This is a genomic window from Flagellimonas oceani, from assembly GCF_011068285.1.
In the GTDB taxonomy this organism is placed as follows: Bacteria; Bacteroidota; Bacteroidia; order Flavobacteriales; family Flavobacteriaceae; genus Flagellimonas; species Flagellimonas oceani.
In genome coordinates, this window is sequence record NZ_CP049616.1 from 771,387 (window position 1) to 793,018 (window position 21,632).

16 protein-coding genes and 2 tRNA genes are annotated in these 21,632 nt (G+C 42.1%); 9 read left to right on the top strand and 9 right to left on the bottom strand.

Translation table 11 applies throughout. The annotated features are described in order from the left end of the window. Window positions 1–9 precede the first annotated feature (9 nt). The 5 genes from GVT53_RS03635 to GVT53_RS03655 all read right to left on the bottom strand — a co-directional run bounded on the left by GVT53_RS03635 (window position 10) and on the right by GVT53_RS03655 (window position 6,331). The gene (locus tag GVT53_RS03635) at window positions 10–1,041 is read right to left on the bottom strand and encodes a tyrosine-type recombinase/integrase (protein WP_119648324.1); all 1,032 of its coding nucleotides are present in this window, start codon (window positions 1,039–1,041) and stop codon (window positions 10–12) included. After that, window positions 1,025–2,065, bottom strand: coding sequence for a tyrosine-type recombinase/integrase (locus GVT53_RS03640; RefSeq protein WP_119648325.1), 1,041 nt, complete (start codon window positions 2,063–2,065; stop codon window positions 1,025–1,027). Before GVT53_RS03640 ends, GVT53_RS03635 begins: the two co-directional genes overlap by 17 nt. Beyond that, the gene (locus tag GVT53_RS03645) at window positions 2,034–3,266 is read right to left on the bottom strand and encodes a site-specific integrase (RefSeq protein ID WP_119648326.1); all 1,233 of its coding nucleotides are present in this window, start codon (window positions 3,264–3,266) and stop codon (window positions 2,034–2,036) included. The genes GVT53_RS03640 and GVT53_RS03645 overlap by 32 nt, the downstream gene beginning before the upstream one ends. A 134-nt stretch (window positions 3,267–3,400) precedes the next feature. After that, the gene (locus GVT53_RS03650; RefSeq protein ID WP_166247468.1) at window positions 3,401–3,646 is read right to left on the bottom strand and encodes a BLUF domain-containing protein; all 246 of its coding nucleotides are present in this window, start codon (window positions 3,644–3,646) and stop codon (window positions 3,401–3,403) included. 126 nt (window positions 3,647–3,772) lie between these two features. Next, window positions 3,773–6,331: an ATP-dependent Clp protease ATP-binding subunit gene (locus GVT53_RS03655; RefSeq protein ID WP_166247469.1), complete on the bottom strand. Its 2,559-nt coding sequence runs from the start codon at window positions 6,329–6,331 to the stop codon at window positions 3,773–3,775. A gap of 261 nt (window positions 6,332–6,592) precedes the next feature. Between GVT53_RS03655 and gyrA the strand changes: the two genes are divergently transcribed. Both gyrA and GVT53_RS03665 read left to right on the top strand, forming a co-directional pair. Next, a complete protein-coding gene (gene gyrA / locus GVT53_RS03660; protein WP_166247470.1) occupies window positions 6,593–9,121 on the top strand; it encodes a DNA gyrase subunit A in 2,529 nt (842 codons plus the stop codon). A gap of 51 nt (window positions 9,122–9,172) precedes the next feature. Then, window positions 9,173–10,435, top strand: a complete 1,263-nt coding sequence (locus GVT53_RS03665) for a tetratricopeptide repeat protein (protein WP_166247471.1) — start codon at window positions 9,173–9,175, stop codon at window positions 10,433–10,435. Window positions 10,436–10,489: 54 nt separating this feature from the next. On the opposite strand, the gene GVT53_RS03670 is transcribed toward GVT53_RS03665, so the two are convergent. Together GVT53_RS03670 and GVT53_RS03675 are read right to left on the bottom strand one after the other, a co-directional pair. Then, the gene (locus tag GVT53_RS03670) at window positions 10,490–11,242 is read right to left on the bottom strand and encodes a C40 family peptidase (protein ID WP_166247472.1); all 753 of its coding nucleotides are present in this window, start codon (window positions 11,240–11,242) and stop codon (window positions 10,490–10,492) included. 20 nt (window positions 11,243–11,262) lie between these two features. Beyond that, window positions 11,263–12,438 (bottom strand): acetyl-CoA C-acyltransferase, encoded by a 1,176-nt coding sequence (locus GVT53_RS03675; RefSeq protein WP_166247473.1) that lies wholly within the window; start codon window positions 12,436–12,438, stop codon window positions 11,263–11,265. A 115-nt stretch (window positions 12,439–12,553) separates the two neighbouring features. On the opposite strand from GVT53_RS03675, the gene GVT53_RS03680 reads away from it, so the two are divergent. From GVT53_RS03680 to GVT53_RS03695, 4 genes are all read left to right on the top strand, one after another. Further along, window positions 12,554–14,590: an HD family phosphohydrolase gene (locus GVT53_RS03680; RefSeq protein ID WP_166247474.1), complete on the top strand. Its 2,037-nt coding sequence runs from the start codon at window positions 12,554–12,556 to the stop codon at window positions 14,588–14,590. A gap of 112 nt (window positions 14,591–14,702) precedes the next feature. Beyond that, window positions 14,703–14,786: transfer RNA gene (locus GVT53_RS03685), tRNA-Ser, on the top strand. Window positions 14,787–14,915: 129 nt separating this feature from the next. After that, window positions 14,916–14,990: transfer RNA gene (locus GVT53_RS03690), tRNA-Pro, on the top strand. Between the two features lie 105 nt (window positions 14,991–15,095). After that, window positions 15,096–16,583 (top strand): tyrosine-type recombinase/integrase, encoded by a 1,488-nt coding sequence (locus GVT53_RS03695; protein ID WP_166247475.1) that lies wholly within the window; start codon window positions 15,096–15,098, stop codon window positions 16,581–16,583. Window positions 16,584–16,585: 2 nt separating this feature from the next. On the opposite strand, the gene GVT53_RS03700 is transcribed toward GVT53_RS03695, so the two are convergent. Both GVT53_RS03700 and GVT53_RS03705 read right to left on the bottom strand, forming a co-directional pair. Next, window positions 16,586–16,855, bottom strand: coding sequence for a MerR family transcriptional regulator (locus GVT53_RS03700; RefSeq protein ID WP_166247476.1), 270 nt, complete (start codon window positions 16,853–16,855; stop codon window positions 16,586–16,588). 2 nt (window positions 16,856–16,857) lie between these two features. Then, window positions 16,858–17,388, bottom strand: a complete 531-nt coding sequence (locus tag GVT53_RS03705; protein ID WP_166247477.1) for a hypothetical protein — start codon at window positions 17,386–17,388, stop codon at window positions 16,858–16,860. Window positions 17,389–17,639: 251 nt separating this feature from the next. On the opposite strand from GVT53_RS03705, the gene GVT53_RS03710 reads away from it, so the two are divergent. From GVT53_RS03710 to GVT53_RS03720, 3 genes are read left to right on the top strand one after another with little or no spacing between them, the layout of a single operon-like run. After that, window positions 17,640–19,361 carry a type I restriction-modification system subunit M gene (locus GVT53_RS03710; RefSeq protein WP_166247478.1) on the top strand — a complete coding sequence of 574 codons (1,722 nt, stop codon included), beginning with the start codon at window positions 17,640–17,642 and terminating at the stop codon, window positions 19,359–19,361. Beyond that, the gene (locus tag GVT53_RS03715) at window positions 19,361–20,290 is read left to right on the top strand and encodes a DUF5655 domain-containing protein (protein ID WP_166247479.1); all 930 of its coding nucleotides are present in this window, start codon (window positions 19,361–19,363) and stop codon (window positions 20,288–20,290) included. Before GVT53_RS03710 ends, GVT53_RS03715 begins: the two co-directional genes overlap by 1 nt. Continuing rightward, the gene (locus tag GVT53_RS03720; protein ID WP_166247480.1) at window positions 20,290–21,630 is read left to right on the top strand and encodes a restriction endonuclease subunit S; all 1,341 of its coding nucleotides are present in this window, start codon (window positions 20,290–20,292) and stop codon (window positions 21,628–21,630) included. The genes GVT53_RS03715 and GVT53_RS03720 overlap by 1 nt, the downstream gene beginning before the upstream one ends. Window positions 21,631–21,632: the final 2 nt, after the last annotated feature.

Here is a 21,632-nt window from a genome sequence, read left to right on the forward strand (position 1 = left end):
CGATATTGATTATTTGGTGAAGTTCTTAAGCCATTCCTTAAGTTTCGAGTCCCTTTCCCAAGATCCTATCTTCCCTTGAGCAGGTATAACGGCAATATATGCGGCCTCCAATGCCTCACGTTTTTGCCTTGAATCGGCCCTTGCATAGATTTCCGTGGTCTGTATGGACACGTGTCCCAGGATATCACGTATGTATACCAGATTTACACCGGATTGCAAAAGGTGCATTGCCTTGCTATGGCGCAGGGTATGCGGACTGATTTTTTCGGGGATTAGGTCAGGTCTGAGCGAACGCGCATCCCTGGCATAAAGATTTAGGATATAGGCCACTCCCGAGTTGGTCAGTTTTCCGCCCCGATTGTTGGCAAACAACGGCCGACGGTTGTTCGCCGGGTCATCAAGACGGTTTTCCCTCAAATAGGACTGCAGCAGGTTTACCTGTTCGTTCTGCAACGGGACCATTCTTTTTTTGCCGCCTTTACCCAAAAGGGTGACATAACATGGCCTGTTCAGGTTAAGGGACGAAGGGGTCAGTTCTATTAGTTCATTTACCCTTGCCCCACTGTCATAAAGCAGTGCCAGCAATGCTAGGTTCCTCCGTCCCGTTCCGGTGTTTGCGGGTATCCGTTCCAGCAGAAGTTTGATCCCGTCAACGGTCAGGTAATTGACGGTACTTCTTCTTTCCTGTTTCTTGACCTTGATGGACAGGATGCTCTGCCATTGCCCAAGGCGTTTGACATCTTCATATTGCATATATGCAAAAAATGAATGCAGGGCGGCCAATCGCTGGTTTCTGGTGGAGTTGGCACACATACGTTTTTGCTGGAGCCAATCAAGAAAGCCGAGAACGGTTTCCCTTTTAAAGTGGTCCAGGGTCAACCTGTCGGCCGCGGTCCCTCCGACCTTGTCCATATAGTCGAGCACGAGGGTAAAGGTGTTGCCGTAAGATCTTATCGTATGGGGGCTGGCCCCCCTTTCCCCGACGAGATATTCGTTAAAGAACCTTGTCAGGTGTTTTGCAAAATCAGTAGTCGTTTCCATAATCGATATCTGTTTCGGTTTTGATGGGGAACACAAATGAGGTAAGGACATTTTCCTTATCAATGATGTCCGGATGGATTTCCCGTGTCATCCTTACATATTTTTCAGTTCCCGCTATCGTCTTGTGCCCCAGAAAGGTTGAGAGAATCGGAAGCGCGCAATAAATATCCGCTCCGCTTTTTACCATTTTTTCAAGGGAGTGGACGGCACAGGTGTGCCGGATGTCATGAACACGCGGGCCTTGTTGCTTCCCTATATGCGGTATGCCGCACTGTTTAAGCACCTTTTTGAACCAGCTGTATGCGGTGCCTCTTGCAAACGGCCTTCCATTGGCCGTCACAAAGAAAGAACGCTCCCTGTCCGCAAGGCCTTCGACGGGCATGCGATCCCTATAACTTTCGTACTGCTTCATTACTTCCTTGAGGGACGGATTTATGGGTACCATGCGCTGCATCTTGTTTTTTGTTTCCGTTATGATAATCCGGTCGTGCGCGTAATCGATATCCATGTTCCTGATGGCCAAAGCTTCGCCAATTCTCGCCCCGGTACTGTAGAGTAAGCGTATCAGGGCGGGTATGGCGACCAGGGCCGTGCTCATATTGCTGCAGTTCGATATGGCCAGTCCGTCACATTCCCTGAAGATACTTCCCATCTGTTCATGGGTGAAGACATACGGCATGAAGTCTATCTCTTTTCTCTTGGGCATCCGCGGGACGTAGCATTCATGGCCAAGGTGGCACATATACCGGCAGAACTGGGACAGGACGGAGTACTTTTCGTACAGCGTTCTGGCCCCGTCGTTTGAACGGGTCGCCCTCCATGCCGCAATCTGCCTACTGGTTATATAGGTGTCGGTGGCCCCGGTTTCCAAGAAGAACCTATCAAGTTCCAAGAATGTATACCCGAATTTGTTGAGCCCGTACCCCATGGCGTCCTTCATCTTCATAAAACTCTCGAAGTAAGGGGAGAACACGCTCCGGTATTTAAATTGCCTATCCATAAAAAACACCTCCTTTCTGCTCATAAAAATTTGTGGATACCAAGGGCACGTCAAGTGCGCAGCGCATCAGGTTGTCCATATCTATGCGCAGATAGTTCATGGTCGCCTGCGTATCGGAATGCCCAAGTGTTTCGGAAATGACCGGCAGCGAAGTTCCGTTGTTCAATAATCGGCTTGCCAAGGTATGGCGCATGGCGTGGGGGCCGAACTTTCGCCCTTTGAGATCGACACCGGATGCACTTATCGTTCTGCTTACCGCTCCGTTGATGACCATTCTGTTGACAGGACGATAGGGAGCGGTAGCGGTCAGGAACACCTGCTGTAGATCGGAAAGGGACCTGCCATACCGCAGGTAATCGATAATGGCTTCCCCTACTTCGGCCAGGAGCGGCAGTTCCACTATTTTCTTTGTCTTGTACTGGGCCAGGCATATGAGGTTCCGCTGCCAATCCAGGTTCCCGAAGGTAAGTCCCGCTATATCCGAAGAGCGCAGGCCGAGCCTAGTGGCCAGAAGGAGCATCGCATAGTCGCGCTTGCCCACCGGACTGGAGCGTTCCACAGTATTCTCGATGAGCCCTATCTCGTCGGCATCGTATACCGAGGGCAGTTTTTCACGCACTGGATAATTGTTTCTTCCGATGACGTATTCCACGTTTCTGCCGATGTACTTCCGTTGGTACAGGAAACGGCAGAACAGACGGACGGTATTGAGATACTTGTCCTTACAGTTCTGGGCGGACGATATGAACGTAAGGACGTCGTCCTCGCCAATATCGGAAACATGGTCTACCGACCTTAATGTAAGATGGGCTATAAAATAACTTAAAATACGCCGATGCTCATTGACGGTGAGTTTGCTGCGCCGGAGTTTTTCCTGGGACGCTATAAACTCCAATGCAACTTTTCCCAGCTCACCGGGCAGTTCGTGGTTTACGTATTGTACGATTCTTTTCCTGATTTTCCCATATAGAAGAAAATCATCCAGCACGTGTACGCTGCGACGGATCGCACGCATGTGGGAAGCGCTCATTATCGGCATGCCGTCCAAAAAGTCCTCGCCGATGGCCTTACTGTAATTTGGCAGGGAGTTCCTGTGCATGTACTCCCGGATTCCATCCCGCCATAAGCGATGGTAATCCTTGATCCGTGGTTCACTGTAGCCTTCCTTCCTTAGGTGGTCTGCACATTCTTTGATCAGAAATCCGATTTCTTTTTCTGTGTCCATTTGTTATTTCTTTAGGTAAATGCGACATTGCATTCATTTGAAAATAACAAACGTTATCACGATAGTATTATCAAAAGTAATATTGGTTTACAGGTATTTATGAAGAGTACCTATCAAGAACTTTGGATAACGATTTACCTTGGATAAGAAAACATGTGCACATTCTTGTGGCGCTTGTCCAACTTAATCTTTTCGTATAGCTCAAGAACCTTTGTCCTGTCCCCTTCCAGGACCTGTATAAATCCCCCCATGTAATATATAAGGCAGCCCGTAATATTGTCGCGTATGTTGTTGTTGCGTGATTGCTCCAATAAAAGTCCCATCTCTTGGTTATCCATTGGTTTTACGATTACCGATTCGTAGGTGAGGGTGTAGATCATAGGTTGTGTTCGAATAAACTTCAAACATAATTTTTTAGCACAAAACGGGCAAGTAGTTTTTGCTAAATTTTAGGCAAAAAAAAAGCTGACCGGACGGTCAGCTTTTGTATTTAATAAGGTTCGAATCTATTTTTCGGCCTCAGGTGATTTTTCGGCTTTTTTAATTTTGATGGTGAGCTCTTCTTTGCTCTCGTCCAAATCCATAAAAATGCTATCGCCCTCTTCCAACTTGGAATTCACGATTTCCTCTGCCAATGAGTCCTCGATATACTTTTGGATGGCTCTTTTTAGAGGTCTTGCACCATATTGCTTGTCAAACCCTTTATCGGCGATATAATCTTTTGCCTTGTCGGAAAGCGTTAAATCGTAACCGATTTCCTTGATTCTTTTATAGAGTTTGTTCAACTCAATATCAATGATTTTGTGAATGTCCCCTCTTTCCAGAGCGTTGAATACCACAACATCATCTATCCTGTTCAAGAACTCGGGGGCAAATGCTTTTTTCAAGGCATTTTCGATAACGCTCTTTTGATGGTCGTCCGCCTGAGCCTTTTTTGCTGCGGTCCCAAAACCTACGCCCTGTCCAAAATCCTTCAATTGTCTGGCACCGATATTGGAAGTCATAATAATGATGGAGTTCCTAAAATCGATTTTACGTCCTAGGCTATCGGTCAGGAAACCGTCATCCAGTACTTGCAACAGCATGTTGAATACATCGGGGTGAGCTTTTTCCACCTCGTCCAATAGAATAACGGAGTAGGGCTTGCGACGGACTTTTTCCGTCAACTGTCCACCTTCTTCATAGCCTACGTATCCCGGAGGTGCACCCACCAATCTTGAGATGGCGAATTTTTCCATGTATTCGCTCATGTCTATTCGGATAAGGGCATCTTCGGAATCAAAGAGTTCCTTGGCCAAAATTTTTGCCAACTGGGTTTTACCCACACCGGTTTGCCCCAAGAAAATGAACGAACCAATAGGTTTGTTCGGGTCCTTGAGTCCAGCGCGGTTACGTTGGATGGCCCTCGCAACTTTGGATACGGCTTCATCTTGACCGATGACAAATCCTTTGATGAGGTTCGGCAGTTCGGCCAATTTGTTGCTTTCGGTTTGTGCTATTCTGTTTACGGGGATGCCGCTCATCATGGAAACTACGTCGGCAACATTGTCTTCCGATACGGTCTCCCTATGGAGTTTGCTTTCTTCTTCCCAACGCTCCTGTGCGGTCGCCAAATCCTTTTCCAGACGTTTTTCATCGTCACGTAGCTTGGCAGCCTCTTCGTACTTTTGTTTTTTGACAACGCTGTTCTTGAGTTCGCGAACATCTTCGAGCTGGCTTTCCAGTTCCAAGATCTGTTTGGGAACGTCCATGTTAACAATGTGTACTCTTGAGCCCGCTTCATCCAAGGCATCGATGGCCTTGTCCGGAAGGAAACGGTCCGTCATGTAACGGTTGGTCAATTTTACACAGGCCATAATGGCTTCGTCCGTATAATTTACATTGTGGTGCTCTTCGTACTTGCCCTTGATGTTCATCAAAATTTCAATGGTTTCTTCCACGGTGGTGGGCTCTACCATTACCTTTTGGAAGCGACGTTCCAGGGCACCGTCTTTTTCTATGTATTGTCTGTATTCATCCAGCGTTGTTGCACCGATACATTGAATTTCTCCCCTTGCCAATGCGGGTTTGAACATATTGGAGGCATCCAAGCTTCCAGTTGCGCCACCAGCACCTACAATGGTGTGTATCTCGTCAATAAACAGGATGATGTCGTCGTTCTTCTCCAATTCGTTCATAACCGCTTTCATGCGCTCCTCGAACTGGCCACGATACTTTGTACCGGCCACCAAAGAGGCAAGGTCTAAGGTTACTACACGTTTGTTGTAAAGTATTCGCGATACCTTTTTGTTGATGATGCGCAATGCCAGACCTTCGGCAATGGCACTTTTGCCCACACCGGGCTCACCAATAAGCAACGGGTTGTTCTTTTTACGTCTGCTCAATATTTGGGAAACACGCTCAATTTCCTTTTCCCTGCCCACAACGGGGTCCAATTTGTTCTCTTCGGCCAAACGGGTAAGGTCGCGTCCAAAGTTGTCCAGAACCGGGGTTTTGGATTTTTTGTTTCCTTTTTGTGCAGCGCTTCCGGAACCGAAAGAGCCTTCTTTGCTATCTCCCATATCATCTGTGTCCCCCGGGAAGGATTCCGCTTGAGGGGTGTCTATATAATCGTCGTCACTTGTAATCATGGATTTGAACTGTTCCTTGACGTTGTCGTAGTCCACTTTTAACTTGTGCAACAATTTGGTTGTTGGATCATTCTCGTTCCTAAGGATGCACAGCAATAGGTGTGCTGTGTTTATAGAGGAACTTTGGAAAAGCTTTGCTTCCAAAAATGTGGTCTTCAATGCCCGTTCCGCTTGGCGGGTCAGGTGAAGATTCTTTTTGTCCTTCTGGATTGTTCCCGAGTTGGGGTTCGCCGGGCTAAGGATTTCCACCTTTCTGCGCAGGTGGTCCAAATCCACGTCGAGTGCATCCAATATATTTATGGCTTTGCCATTTCCGTCTCTTAAAAGACCTAGCATAAGGTGCTCCGTACCAATAAAGTCATGGCCCAGTCTTAGGGCTTCTTCCTTGCTGTATGCTATAACGTCTTTTACTCTGGGGGAAAAATTATCGTCCATACGTTTCTTTTTCAGCAATTAAAATTAATAAAAGTATTGTTATGGTGGTCAAATACCGTACCCTTATTCGATAAAGTAGTGGTAAATGTCGGAATAATTAATGTTTTTTTGGGATTTAACAAACCTTTATTGTTCCAATATCGATTATGGCCGCAATGTTGATAATTTTTTTAATAAAGTATTCGCAAAGGGTTATAAAAGCTGCTATTTTCTGTATATTGCCATGATAATTTAACCACAAAAAATCTATAATAAATAAGCATGGCGGAAGGAGAAAAGTTAATTCCCATTAATATTGAGGATGAGATGAAATCTGCCTACATTGATTATTCAATGTCGGTCATTGTGTCACGTGCCCTGCCAGATGTTCGTGATGGTTTAAAGCCTGTTCACCGACGAGTGCTCTACGGAATGCACGATTTAGGGGTCAGGTCCAATAGTTCGCATAAAAAGTCCGCCCGTATCGTGGGGGAGGTTTTAGGTAAGTATCACCCGCACGGTGATTCTTCCGTATATGATACCATGGTGCGTATGGCCCAGGAATGGAGCCTTAGGTACATGTTGGTGGATGGTCAAGGTAACTTTGGTTCCGTGGATGGCGACAGCCCTGCGGCCATGCGTTATACCGAGGCCAAAATGCGCAAGATCGCCGAGGAGATGTTGGCCGATATCGATAAGGATACCGTGGACCATCAGCTTAATTTTGATGATACCATACAGGAACCTACCGTATTGCCGACCCGTATTCCCAACTTATTGGTGAACGGGGCATCGGGTATTGCCGTAGGTATGGCTACCAACATGCCGCCGCACAATCTTCGTGAGGTTGTGGACGGTACCGTAGCATATATTGACAATCACGATATAGAGATAGATGAACTCATTACGCACATTAAAGCTCCGGATTTCCCTACCGGCGGAATCATTTATGGTTATGATGGCGTAAAAGAAGCATTCCATACAGGTCGCGGTCGTGTAGTGATGCGTGCCAAGGCCACTATTGAAGAGGTCCAGGGGAAGGAAAGTATCGTTGTTACCGAAATTCCTTACCAAGTGAACAAGGCGGATATGATCAAGAAGACTGCCGACCTTGTCAACGAAAAGAAAATAGAAGGCATCTCTACCATAAGGGATGAGTCCGACAGAAACGGAATGCGCATCGTTTATATTTTGAAGCGTGATGCCATTCCGAACATTGTACTCAATATGTTGTACAAGTACACGGCACTTCAATCCTCGTTCAGTGTAAACAACATTGCGCTTGTTAACGGTAGGCCGGAACTGCTGAACCTTAAGGAAATTATCCACCATTTTGTGGAGCACAGGCACGAGGTCGTGGTTCGAAGAACCAAATTCGAACTTAAAAAAGCCGAAGATCGTGCCCATATCTTGGAAGGACTCATTATTGCTTCGGACAATATCGATGAAGTAATTGCCATTATTAGAGGTTCTTCCAATGTTGAGGAAGCGCGTAATAAGTTGATGGAACGTTTCAAATTGACCGAGGTTCAGGCCAAGGCCATTGTTGAAATGCGTTTGCGTCAGCTTACCGGACTGGAGCAGGACAAATTGCGCGAAGAACATGCGGAACTTTTGAAGACTATCGAAGATTTGAAGGATATTCTTGAAAAGAAGGAGCGCAGAATGCAAATCATCAAAGATGAACTTCTTGAGGTAAAAGAGAAGTATGGTGACGATAGAAGGTCCGAAATCAACTACGCAGGTGGAGATTTGAGCATCGAGGATATGATTCCGGATGAACAAGTGGTGATTACCATTTCGCATGCCGGCTATATCAAAAGAACATCGCTTACCGAGTACAAGACGCAGAACAGGGGAGGAGTTGGTCAAAAGGCATCCTCTACCCGAAACGAGGATTTCTTGGAGCACCTGTTCGTGGGCACCAACCACCAATACATGTTGTTCTTTACCCAAAAAGGAAAATGTTTCTGGATGCGCGTATTCGAAATCCCTGAAGGAAGTAGAACATCCAAAGGTAGGGCCATCCAAAACCTGATCAATATAGAGCAGGATGACAAGGTCAAGGCATTTATCTGTACCCAGGACCTAAAAGATGAGGAATATGTGAACAGTCACTTTGTCATCATGGCGACCAAAAAGGGAACGGTAAAGAAAACATCTTTGGAGCAATACTCCAGACCGCGTCAAAATGGTATCAATGCCATCACCATACGTGAGGACGATGAGTTGCTGGAAGCTAAACTGACCACAGGTACGAGTCAAATATTCCTTGGGCTCAAGTCAGGGAAAGCCATTCGTTTTGAAGAATCAAAAACCAGGCCGATGGGAAGGAACGCTTCAGGTGTAAGAGGTGTTACTTTGGCAGACGACAAGGATGAAGTGGTAGGAATGGTTTCCGTCCATAATTTTGAAGACGATATTCTTGTGGTGTCCGAAAGAGGTTATGGTAAACGTTCCAATATTGAGGACTATAGGATTACCAACAGGGGCGGAAAAGGTGTGAAGACCATTTCCATTACCGAGAAGACCGGAGGTTTGGTAGCCATCAAAAACGTAACCGATACCGATGATTTGATGATCATCAACAAGTCTGGAATTGCCATTAGAATGGGCGTTGAGGACCTAAGGGTAATGGGACGGGCTACACAGGGCGTTCGACTCATCAACCTAAAGGACAACGATTCCATTGCCGCAGTTGCCAAAGTAATGAAAGAAGATGACCCGGTGGACGAAGTGGATATTAGGGATATCGAAGTCAAAGGGGAAGATGGCACGGCTATTGATGATATTACGGACGAAAAAGAATAATTAGTATATTAAGTAGTAATCGATAAACACTAAATAATTTCAATTTTAAACATGAGAACAAGAATATTAATGCTATTGGCCGTAGGGGTATCCGCAATGGGATTTGCCCAGAAGGATGAGATGAAGACGGCAGAAAAGGCTCTTAAGGATGGTGATGCTGCAGCTGCAAAAGCTGCTCTGGTAAGTGCATCTTCCACAATCGGTTCGGCCAAGGAGAAAGACCAGGCCGAGTATTATGCCCTTTTGGGAAATGCAAACTATGAAATCGCCAAAAAAGGTGAAGTTTCCGCATTTCAAGAAGCCGTAGATGCCTACAATAAAGTAATCGAGATAGAGGAAGCTGACGGAAAATCCAAGTACACTTCTGTGGCACAAGAAAAAATGAGCCAAATGACGGCTGATTTGGTGAACTCTGCCGTTGAGGACAACAATAACAAAAAGTTCGGTGAGGCAGCTGAAAAATTGTACATGGGATACAAATTAAGCCCAAAAGATACCGTATATCTTTACTATGCGGCCAGCAGCGCCGTAAACGGGCAGGATTATGAAGAGGCTTTGAAATACTACAAGGAACTTAAGGACTTGGGATACAATGGAGAATCTACAACATATACTGCGGTAAACGTTGAGTCCGGTGAAACCGAAAGCATGGACAAGGCGACCCGCGACCTGTATGTAAAAGCTGGTACCCACAAAGACCCTAAAGAAGAGGTAAGCCCATCCAAAAAGCCGGAGATCGTTAAGAACATTGCGTTGATTTATCAGCAAATGGGTGAAAATGAAAAGGCAATTGAAGCTTACGCGGATGCAAGAGCTGAAAATCCAGAAGATGTAAACTTAGTATTGGGCGAAGCCAACCTTTACTACGCTATTGGGGAAAAGGACAAGTTCAAGGAATTGATGGGACAGGCATCTGCCATGGCCCCTGACAACGCCGATTTGCTATATAATATTGGTGTAATCAATATGGAGCAAGGAAACTTGCAGGATGCAAGGGACGCCTACAAAAAAGCATTGGCCATTGACCCAGGTTACATCAATGCACTATTGAACCTTTCCACTACCTATGTGAACGAAGGTAACGGTCTTATTGATGAGATGAACGCATTGGGAACCTCCAAAGCCGATATCGCCAAGTACGATGAGCTAAAGGAGAAAAAGGATAGCTTGTTCAAAGAAGGAGCTGCTGTTTTGGAAGATGCATTGCAGTCAAACCCGGATAACGAAAGTATCTTGACCCAGTTGAAAAACATTTATGGAGCTTTGGGTGACAATGAAAACTTCATGAGAATCAAAAAGCTTTTGGGAGAGTAATCATCACGTATTGACTTCCTATAAAAAATGTGCCCCGATAATTCGGGGCTTTTTTTATATCACTTTTTTGATGACCCGCAATTGGTGGGTGTACAGTTTTTCTTCGGAGTTGAATATACCCGTATGGTCTATTCTATCAATGCGGACGTGGCCGTTTACATGGATGATATAATTATCTTTAAGAATAATGCCGACATGGTCTATCACACCTTCGTTATCATCAAAAAACGCCAGATCGCCAGGCTCGCTTTCTTCAATAAAACTCAAGGCTTCTCCTTGCTTGGACTGACCGGCCGCCGTTCGTTCCAGTGAATGTCCATTGATTTTGTATACCATCTGTGTAAAACCCGAACAGTCAATGCCGAAAGGTGTTTTCCCTCCGGCCAAATAGGGCGCCTTTAAGTACATAATTGCAATGTCGACCAAACTCTCTTTTGGATTTTTGTCCGTGTGAACATTACCTTCAAAGGTATGGTTGAGCAGGACGGAAGAATTTATCATGGAACCCAAGAGAATGGGCAATAACATGCCATCGCTGGTACAGATGTGCGAAATGATGTCAGACGAAATTTTTCGTGGCTTTAGGGCCTCAATCTCGTCATAGATGTCCTCGTTGATAAACCTCAGTTGATTGTTGAGAATCCAACCTTCAAAACTGTCATAAGCTGATCTTATCCTGCTCCATTTCTTCCTGCTCTCCAAAACTTTAAAATGTTCCCCGTAAAGTAGTTGGGAAGACATTTCGGCACAATCGTCCGGATTTGTTCTGATGGGAACAATACTTAGAGGACAAATTCCATATTGCATTTACTGTACAGATTGAATCACTAATTTCTTTCCAAAACAATGGATGATGCTCCGCCACCACCATTGCAAATGGCCGCAGCTCCCAATTTGGCATTGTTCTGCTCCAATATATTCAATAAAGTGATGGTGATTCTTGCTCCAGAACAGCCCAATGGGTGTCCCAGGGAAACAGCGCCACCATTAACATTTACGTTGGAATCGGTAAGCCCAAGAATCTTCATGTTGGCCAAACCTACTACGGAAAATGCCTCGTTGAACTCAAAATAATCGATATCCTCGATGGATACCCCTGCACGGTCCAATGCTTTTGGAAGTGCTTTGGCCGGGGCGGTGGTGAACCATTCTGGCTCATGTGCGGCATCGGCATACCCTTTAATGGTCGCCAGTGGCGTTAAACCAAGTTCTTTGGCTTTCTCCTCGCTCATCAGCACAACTGCAGCTGCACCATCGTTAATGGTTGAGGCGTTGGCCGCGGTCACCGTACCATCCTTGGAAAATGCGGGCCGTAAGGACGCTACCTTTTCCAACTTTACATTTTTATACTCTTCGTCCTCGCTTACCACAATGGGTTCTCCTCTTCGCTGAGGTACCTCCACGGGAACTACTTCGTTATCAAATTTTCCGCTTTTCCAAGCTTCAGCAGATCTTTTGTACGACTGAATGGCATAGGCATCTTGGTCTTCTCTGCTGAATTTATATTCGGTGGCGCAGGCGTCGGCACAAACTCCCATGGCATTTTGATCATACGCATCCACAAGACCGTCTTTCTGCATACCATCCACCAAAGTTGCGGGACCGAACTTGGTTCCGCTTCTCATATAAGCGTAATGGGGGATAAGGCTCATGTTTTCCATACCTCCGGCAACAACAATCGAATTTTCGCCCAAAGCGATGGATTGCGCTCCTTGCATAATCGTTTTCATTCCGGAAGAACATACTTTGTTCACCGTAGTGCAGGGTACGGTATTGGGAATTCCGGCAAAAATTGCGGCCTGCCGGGCCGGTGCTTGCCCGGTACCTGCCTGTACCACATTGCCCATTAAAACTTCTTCCACAAGTTCTGGCTTAAGCCCTATTTTATCCAATGCTCCCTTTATGGCAACGGCACCTAATTTGGGTGCTGGAACGGATGATAAAGCTCCCATAAAACTTCCTATCGGGGTTCTTGCGGCGGAAACGATTACTACTTTTTTCATATGTGCATTTTTACTCCTGCGAAAATACTAAATTTAAATGCAAACCGATAAGGAGCTCGGTCAACTCACTTCTTATATATTAATTTTCTATTTTTGAAGCTAACAGTTTTACGGAATGGGAAAAACTTTGGATAATGTATATAAACACCAATCACTGGTCTACAAGTATTTCCTGTATGTGGTATCGGTAGCACTCATTGTTTTTTTCTTCCCAAAAGGGGGCAAGTTCAAGTATGAGTTTCAAAAAGGTAAGCCCTGGCAGTACGAAAACTTGTATGCTCCCATAGATTTTTCCATACAAAAGACCCAAGAGGAAATACAGGAAGAGCAATCTTCCATTAGGGCCAATAAAACGGATTATTACACCTATAACACCTCTTTGATCTCCGATGTAAAGAAAGAGGTTCGGGAAGGGATTAATGCGATTGTCCGATCGGGGAACTTTTCGTCATCGCAACAACGGGCACTAAGAAATGCTTCCGAAGAAACCATTGATGATGTATATGTGCATGGAATCTTCCAAAATCTGCCACAATCAAAATCCACGGTCGTGGTGAAGAGCAACGAAGCTCAGCCTATTTCCCCGAGTGATTACCTAAGTCTTGAGCAAGCCAAAAAGAGGGTGTCCGAAATTTTTTCCGAGATAGGGATTGATGGGGCGGAACGTCTTCAGTCCCTTATCAAAAACAGTCTAAAGGCCAATCTTTTTTACGATGAGACCCTTACGGAAAGTGCCCTGAGTGATGAGCTCTCGAAGATTTCGTACACTAGGGGCGAGGTAGATCAAGGGCAGTTGATCATTGCCAAGGGTGAAATTGTGGAGAATGAAGATTTTAAAATACTCAATTCCCTTAAAGATGAATACGAGTCCGAACTTTGGATGGGCAGTAATTACTATTTCATTTTATTGGGATATACCATTTTGGTGGCGTTGGGGCTAATAATGCTGTTTTTGTTTTTGAAAAAGTACAGGAACGATATTTTTCAGAACAACAACAAGGTGACCTTTATTTTCTTCAATATTTTGTTGATGGTAATTGCCACCACGTTGATGGTGAAGCACTATGAGGATTTTATCTACATGGTGCCATTGTGCATTCTACCCTTGATCTTGAAAAACTTTTTCGATGCCAGATTGGGGCTTTTTGTACATGTACTCACGGTGTTGATCCTAGGCTTTGTGGTTGCCAATAGTTTTGAATATATCTTTCTGCAAATCATTGCCGGTATAGTAACCATATTAACGGCTTCTGAGCTATATAAGAGGGCAAATCTGTTTATTTCGGTAGGCCAGATTACCCTAATATATATTATTGGATATTTTGCCTTCCACGCCATTCACGAAGGTAATTTGGAAAACATTGAATGGATATTGTTCGGTGTGTTTGTCCTAAATGGGTTGTTGACGCTTTTTGCACAGCCACTGATCTATATGTTCGAGAAACTCTTCGGGCTTGTATCCGATGTGTCCTTGTTGGAGCTTTCCGATACCAATTCCAAATTGCTCAAAGAACTTTCGGACAAGGCGCCCGGAACATTTCATCATTCCCTGCAAGTAGCCAACCTTGCCGAAGCGGCAGCCAACGAGATTGGCGCCAATGCCATGTTGGTGAGGGTAGGGGCGCTATATCATGATGTTGGTAAAATGGAGCGTCCCGCATACTTTACCGAGAATCAAATTACAAATGTTAACCCGCACGATGACCTTCCGCCCAAAGAAAGCGCCAAGATTATTATTGATCATGTGATCAATGGAATCGAGATTGCCAGAAAAAACAATCTGCCGGACCGTGTAATCGATTTTATTAGAACCCACCATGGAACCACCTTGGTGTATTACTTTTACAAAAAGCAGCAAGAGTTAGATCAAGAGGTGGATATGGAGGATTTCAAATACCCTGGGCCCATTCCTTTTTCCAAGGAAACTGCTATTTTGATGATGTCCGATGCCGTTGAGGCCGCATCCAAGAGTTTGAAAAATCCTACTTTTACCATTATTGATGAGTTTGTGGAGAAAATAGTGAAAGGGCAGATGCAGGCCAACCAGTACTTAAATGCCAATATTACCTTAAAGGAGATAGAAATGGTTAAGAAAGTGCTTAAGCAGAAGCTTACCAACATCTATCATTTAAGGGTGGAATATCCTGAATAGCAGGACGGTTGTAAAAGTTCCAAGAAAAAAGTGAAAAAATAGTTGCGATCTTACATCTGAAAAGGTACATTTGCATCCGCATTTTCAGAATGCACGTTCATAAAAAAACAAAGGAGAGGTGCCGGAGTGGTAACGGAGCAGATTGCTAATCTGTCAGCGCGTAAGTGCTGCCTGGGTTCGAGTCCCAGTCTCTCCGCTTTTTCCAATATATTTCGGGGTGTATCACCTCGACTTCGCTCGGTATAAACTCCGCCCGAGCGGGCTACCAAGAGTAGCGAATTTTTTGGAGTTTGAGTTTAAAATATATCAGCTTTATGCTGTATCACGGGGTGTAGCGTAGCCCGGTTATCGCGCCTGCTTTGGGAGCAGGAGGTCGCAGGTTCGAATCCTGCCACCCCGACTTTTTTACTTGTAAACCCTTGATTTTCAAGGGTTTTTTCTTTTATTGATATTTAACTCCCCATATTACTCCCCATAAAACATTGAATTTCACTATATTTGAGATATGACCACTTCTCTCAAATTAGATAAAAAATCCAAAAATGATATTGGGGAATATCCATTGTATATAAGAATTCGTGGAAGGAATTCCAATGGGAAATACTCTGAATCCTCAATTTATAGTGGAGTTGATTTATCCGAAAAACATTTTAGGAAAGGAGGGTTATCTCCAAGGACTCCAAATTATACGGACAAACAAAGGATAATCAACGGAATATTAGATGATTTACAAAGAATCATTAGTGAATCTATCGAAGATGGTTTTGAACCGAACCCGAAATTTATCAAAAGAGAATTCGAAGAAAGAAAGAAGTTCCGTGAACTGAAAACCCCTCAAATCCAATCCTTTTGGAAATCCTTTGATGAATATATTGATACAAAGAAAAATACCTCTTACGGGTATCGTAAAACCATCACCACTTTAGTAAATCACTTAAAGGAATTTGAAGAATACATTGGTAGGAAAATCTCATTTGAATATGTGGTATTAAAAACCATCTTATTTCAAAGTGAGTTCAATGATTATATGTGGAATCAAAAGAACATTTCAAATTCCTACCTCAACAAACTCTATGATAATCTAAGTGGTTTTTTGTATTTCTCACATCAAATGGGATATATCAATAGGAAACCACGGTTGAAGTTGGAATCAACTATTGAGAAAGATGAAAAGGTCTATCTGAGAACAGAAGAAGTTATTAAACTCTTTAATTCAAAGAAATGGGATTATGATGAAACGAAGGAACAAGAATTACGAAAGAACCCTCATATTATTATCATTGAAGAACCTTTGAAAGGAACACGGAGTAAGGAGTTCGGTGGAGTTCTAAAGGTTACGAACTGGGAACTGGTAAAGTATATTTTCTTATTTCAAAACTCTATTGGTTGTAGGATTGGGGATATTCCCCATTTCAAATTGAGTAACATGGACTTTGACCCGAAAACTCAAATATTCAGTTGGGTTCAACAAAAAACAAACAAAAAGGTAAGTGTTCCCCTTAATGATATTGGGGGATTCATATTCAGAAAGTTCAGTAGTGGGAAATCAAAAACACAAACCCTTTTTCCAAAAATTTCCCAACAGAAATTCAATAAACAACTAAAATATCTCTTAAAGGATTTGGGATTCAATAGAATGATTACCAAACCAAAAATGATAGGGTCCAAAGTGGTGGATACAGAGGAAAAACCACTTTGGGAGTTAATATCATCCCATGGTGGAAGGAGAGGTTTTGTAAAGAATTCCATTGATTTGGGGAATATGGATTATCAAACGATAATGAAACTCTCTGGACATAAAACCTTCTCCGAATTTTCAAAATACATTTCGGTAACTACTACCGATACCCTTAAAATTAGGGGGTTATATAAATCTGATAAGAAAACCCAAGAAGATAAGTTTGAACAATTCAAAAAAGAGTTTTCCAAGTTAAGTGAGGAAAACAAAGATGTCATATTGGGTGTTATGAGAGGTTTTAATAACTCGTATTGAATCTACTCAATCAACTTTCTTTTAACCATCTTCTTCATTTCCTCACTTTTGAGTTGTTCGTATTCAATCACCCTTTTCTCCAGCAGGAAACCGATTACCGAAACTGAATCTACCAACCTTCGGTTTTTCCATTTCACACCCCTAATCTTTCCCTCTTTAAGGTATTTGAAAACGGTTCTTTTACTCACGTTCAATTTTTCTGAACAATCATCCACCGATATCCATCGATAGAATTCCAGACCTTCAATCTGTTCTTTAAATGGATTCTCCATAATCAAATCCAATTTGTCTTTTTCAAACGTGAGATTTCATCCAATATATATCTCTGTTGAGGTACTGTAAGGTTCATTGTATTTTTCCAATTTACTTCCCAACTTCCCTTTTTTATCTCACATACCTTCACCAAGAAATCTCCACTACCATCATAGACATTGATACCACGTTCTTCGTTTACAAAACCAAGTAGTTTCTGATTATCACTTTCCCCAATCCATTGGAACGGTACAATTGAATTGTATCTCTTATTGATTGAATCCAACTTTTGGTTCAACCTCAACGAGTAGGATGGAAGAAGTTGTTTCCAATCCTTGAACCTATTCAGTAACGAGGTGATTTCCCCATAACTCATATCGGTGTTCTCACGTAGGTATCTAATCATTCCATCCCTTGAACTATCCTCACACCATCCCCTCTCCAAAATGTGATTCCAGACAATCAGATCGGAGTGTTTGAGTATTCCCTTTATTCCTGTTTCTCTAAGGATTCCAATCAACCCCTCAATTTCATATTCATTTATTTTATCCATAATTCTTTTCTTATTGGTTCTTTGGAAGTGTTGTTGATTCACACTTCATCTATAAGTATCATGTATTTTTATTTTTGAAAAAGTTCACATAGGGAAAAAACCAGTTCCGATATATAAAAAGGTCCTTTAAGGTTTTTAATGAAGGGGGGTGGGGGTACTTTTACGAGAAATTATCCCAAGAATCAAGTAATGATGTTTCTTGTTTTTTATTCTTTAGGTAATGACTATTTTTAAAACCTAACCAGAATTATATGTCCAACCATAACGAAATTTCCTCATTTATTTGGAACGTCTGTGATGATGTTCTCAGAGGATTGTTCAAACAACATGAGTACGGTGATGTCATTCTTCCCTTTGTGGTTCTGAGAAGATTGGACTGTGTCCTTGAAGGAAAGAAGGATGATATCATCAGGATTCATGAGGAATACAAGGATAAGTTTGAGGATACCTCTCGAATCATCCATTCCAAACTCAACCTAAAGTTTTCCAATTACTCTCGATATGATTTGAATCGGTTGAAACAAGAACCATCCAAACTCTCTGAGAACATTTACGATTACCTCAGTAGTTTCTCAACCAATGTTCAGGATATTATCCAAAACTTTGGGTTACAGAAACACATTGACAAACTCGATTCCAATGATAAACTCTACATCCTCATTGAGAAGTTTACCGAGGTGAACCTTCATCCTAATATGGTGGATAACCACACTATGGGACAAATCTTTGAGGAACTCCTTCGTAAGTTCTCTGAGATGTCCAACGAAACAAGTGGGGAACACTATACCCCCCGTGATATTGTTCGATTGTTGGTTTCCTTGGTTCTTTCACCTGATAAGGAGAAACTTTCCCAACCGGGTAAGATTGTTTCAATCTATGACCCGTGTTGTGGTACCGGTGGTATGTTGACCATAGGGAAGGATTATATACAGGAAAATATAAGTTCCGATGTTGATGTGAACCTCTTTGGCCAAGAACTCAACCCCCAAACCTATTCCATCTGTAAATCCGATTTCTTGATTACCGATGAAGAACCCAACAACATCAAATTGGGTTCTACCCTCACCAATGACCAATATAGTGATAGGGGTAGGAAGTTTGATTATATGATTACCAACCCTCCGTTCGGGGTAAGTTGGAAATCGGAGAAGAAAAAGATTGAAAACGAATCGAAACTTTCCCAAGAAGAAGGAAGTAGATTCTTTGTGGGAACACCCCGTAGTAGTGATGGTTCCCTGTTGTTTCTACAACACATGATTTCCAAAATGGAAACCCAAGGTTCACGAATTGGGGTAGTGTTCAATGGTTCTCCTTTGTTCACAGGGGATAGTGGTAGTGGGGAATCTGAAATCCGTAGATGGATAATTGAAAACGATTGGTTGGAGGGTGTTGTTTCTCTACCTGACCAATTGTTCTTTAATACTGGAATATCAACCTACATTTGGATTGTCACCAACAAAAAGAAACCTCACCGAAAAGGAAAGGTTCAACTCATTGATGGTTCTTCTCTCTATAAAACCATGAAGAAATCCTTGGGAAGTAAGAGGAAGTTTGTGGATGAAGAACAAAAGATTCACATTGTGGAACTCTATAACCGTTTTGAAGAATCTGAAATCTCCAAGATATATCCCAATGAGTTCTTCGGTTACACTAAGGTAAGGATTGAACAACCCATAATTGAAAATGGGGTAGTCAAAAGGGATAGAAGTGGAAACCCCAAACCTGATACAAAGTTGAGGGATTATGAACGAGTTCCTTTAACTGAAGATATTCAAGAATATTTTGATAGAGAGGTGAAACCTCACTTACCTAATTCATGGATTGATTGGGATAATAATAAGGTGGGGTATGAAATCAACTTCACCAAGTATTTCTATAAATACAAACCTTTAAGGAGTTTGAAAGAGATTACCAATGATTTATTGGAATTGGAAAAGGAGACTGAGTCATTACTAAAAGAGATAGTGGATTGATGAAACTCTATAAATCAAAATCTGGAGAATTAAATAGGGTTAAAGTGAATCCGTTTAAGTTAGAGAAGGATATTCAAAATATTGTAGAGTCCAATCTTACTACATTATTTGATTTGGAGTTTATCAAGTCTGAGTTGTCCTTTGGAAGTTTCAGATTTGATACACTTTGTTTTGATAGTGAAACGAACTCCTTTGTAATCATAGAATACAAAAAAGGTTCAAGTTATTCGGTAATTGACCAAGGATATACATACCTCTCCCTTTTGTTGAACAATAAATCTGATTTCATTCTTGAATACAATGAAACACTTGGGAAAAGTGTTAAAAGGGATGAAATAGATTGGTCACAGTCTAAAGTGATATTCATTTCCCCAAACTTTAACGATTACCAAAAGAACTCTGTGAATTTCAAGAACCTTCCATTTGAACTATGGGAGATTACACGATATACAGATGATTCTATTGGTTTGAGTAAAATATCTACTGAATCCAACGTGGATATCAATTCTACTATCCCTGATGTTGGTAAGGGAGGTGTTGTGGATAAAGTGAGAAAGGAAGTAGTAAGATACGATGAAGATTACCATTTGAATAAAAGTAAAAATAGACCCGAATTTGTAATAGAACTTTATCGAAAAGTTAAAGAGAGAATCCTTGAATTAGGTGATAGTATTGAAGTTCGATTTGGTAAACAAACCATAGGGTTCAGACAAAATAGAGTGTTCACCGATTTGATAATTTATAACAAAGGTGTTGGTGTTGTTTTGAACCTAAAAAAGGGTGAATTGAAAGACCCACTAAATAAGACAGAGGATTTGAGTGAGAAGGGACATTGGGGTAGTGGAGATTATAGAATATGGTTGAAGAAGGAGGATGATTTGGAATACACCATTAGTTTAGTGAAACAATCCTATGAAAATCAACTTTAATGGATAGATACGATTCATATAAGGATTCGGGGGTTGAATGGATAGATAAAATCCCATCAGAATGGGAAATTTCACGATTGAGATTCACGGGAGATTTGTATGGGGGATTATCAGGAAAATCGGGGGATGATTTCAAACAAGACAATAACCCCAACAACAAACCATATATACCCTATACTAACATTTTCAATAACACCTATATCTCAAAAGAACATTTCGACTATGTGGTAATCGATGAAGGTGAGAATCAGAATTTAGTAAGAAAGTTTGATTTATTTTTTTTAATGAGTTCTGAAACTCATGAAGATTTGGGTAAACCTTGTATTCTAATTGAAGATGTGGACGAACTTTATCTTAATAGTTTTTGTAAAGGATTAAGAGTTACAGATTCAAGTATAAACCCTGTATTCTTGAATTATCAGTTATTGGGACAGGTTCATAAAGAACTTATTTCCGTGGAAGGTAGGGGATTTACAAGAATCAATCTTCGACAGGATAGATTGAAAGATACTCCAATATTCATTCCACCATTACATCAGCAAAACCAAATCGTCTCCTTCCTCGATACCAAAACCTCCCTGATTGATTCCCTGATTGAGAAAACCCAACGAAAGATTGAGTTAATCAAAGAACAACGAACCTCTTTGATCAATGAAGTAGTTACCAAAGGATTGAATCCCAATGTGGAAATGAAAGACAGTGGGGTGGAATGGATTGGTGAGATTCCAAGTCATTGGGTAACTACCAAACTTGGTCTTTACACAACTAAAGTTGGTTCAGGTTCTACTCCACGGGGTGGGTCAGAAATTTACGTTGAGACAGGTATTCCATTTATAAGAAGTCAAAATGTCCATTTTGATGGTTTGAAGTTGGATAATGTTTCTTTTATTGAAAATGATGTCCATGACTCTATGAAAGGTTCTGTTGTGGTTAAGAACGATGTTTTATTAAATATTACTGGTGGTTCAATTGGAAGGTGTTGTGTTGTAAATATTGATGGGGAAATGAATGTTAACCAACATGTCAGTATTATAAGGACTAAAGAAAAACTTCTGAACTATTTTTTGAATTACATAATAAGTTGTGATGTTGGACAAAGTCAGGTTAAATATAATTTAACTGGTGGTAATAGAGAAGGTTTAACTATTGAGGGTATCAAAGATTTTCAAATTAGTTTACCACCCCTATCAGAACAAAAGGAAATCGTTGAATATCTCGATAATGAAATCCAACTCATTGATACTACTGTTTCAAATGAGGAAAAGAGAATAGAACTACTCAAAGAATACCGTCAATCCCTCATTTCAGAGGTGGTAACGGGTAAAATCAAAGTTTCATAGGT

Coding starts and splice junctions, on each gene's coding strand:
- GVT53_RS03635 (WP_119648324.1), bottom strand. CDS start 1,041: ATGGAAACGACTACTGATTTTGCAAAACACCTGACAAGGTTCTTTAAC.
- GVT53_RS03640 (WP_119648325.1), bottom strand. CDS start 2,065: ATGAGCAGAAAGGAGGTGTTTTTTATGGATAGGCAATTTAAATACCGG.
- GVT53_RS03645 (WP_119648326.1), bottom strand. CDS start 3,266: ATGGACACAGAAAAAGAAATCGGATTTCTGATCAAAGAATGTGCAGAC.
- GVT53_RS03650 (WP_166247468.1), bottom strand. CDS start 3,646: ATGATCTACACCCTCACCTACGAATCGGTAATCGTAAAACCAATGGAT.
- GVT53_RS03655 (WP_166247469.1), bottom strand. CDS start 6,331: ATGGACGATAATTTTTCCCCCAGAGTAAAAGACGTTATAGCATACAGC.
- gyrA (WP_166247470.1), top strand. CDS start 6,593: ATGGCGGAAGGAGAAAAGTTAATTCCCATTAATATTGAGGATGAGATG.
- GVT53_RS03665 (WP_166247471.1), top strand. CDS start 9,173: ATGAGAACAAGAATATTAATGCTATTGGCCGTAGGGGTATCCGCAATG.
- GVT53_RS03670 (WP_166247472.1), bottom strand. CDS start 11,242: ATGCAATATGGAATTTGTCCTCTAAGTATTGTTCCCATCAGAACAAAT.
- GVT53_RS03675 (WP_166247473.1), bottom strand. CDS start 12,438: ATGAAAAAAGTAGTAATCGTTTCCGCCGCAAGAACCCCGATAGGAAGT.
- GVT53_RS03680 (WP_166247474.1), top strand. CDS start 12,554: ATGGGAAAAACTTTGGATAATGTATATAAACACCAATCACTGGTCTAC.
- GVT53_RS03695 (WP_166247475.1), top strand. CDS start 15,096: ATGACCACTTCTCTCAAATTAGATAAAAAATCCAAAAATGATATTGGG.
- GVT53_RS03700 (WP_166247476.1), bottom strand. CDS start 16,855: ATGGAGAATCCATTTAAAGAACAGATTGAAGGTCTGGAATTCTATCGA.
- GVT53_RS03705 (WP_166247477.1), bottom strand. CDS start 17,388: ATGGATAAAATAAATGAATATGAAATTGAGGGGTTGATTGGAATCCTT.
- GVT53_RS03710 (WP_166247478.1), top strand. CDS start 17,640: ATGTCCAACCATAACGAAATTTCCTCATTTATTTGGAACGTCTGTGAT.
- GVT53_RS03715 (WP_166247479.1), top strand. CDS start 19,361: ATGAAACTCTATAAATCAAAATCTGGAGAATTAAATAGGGTTAAAGTG.
- GVT53_RS03720 (WP_166247480.1), top strand. CDS start 20,290: ATGGATAGATACGATTCATATAAGGATTCGGGGGTTGAATGGATAGAT.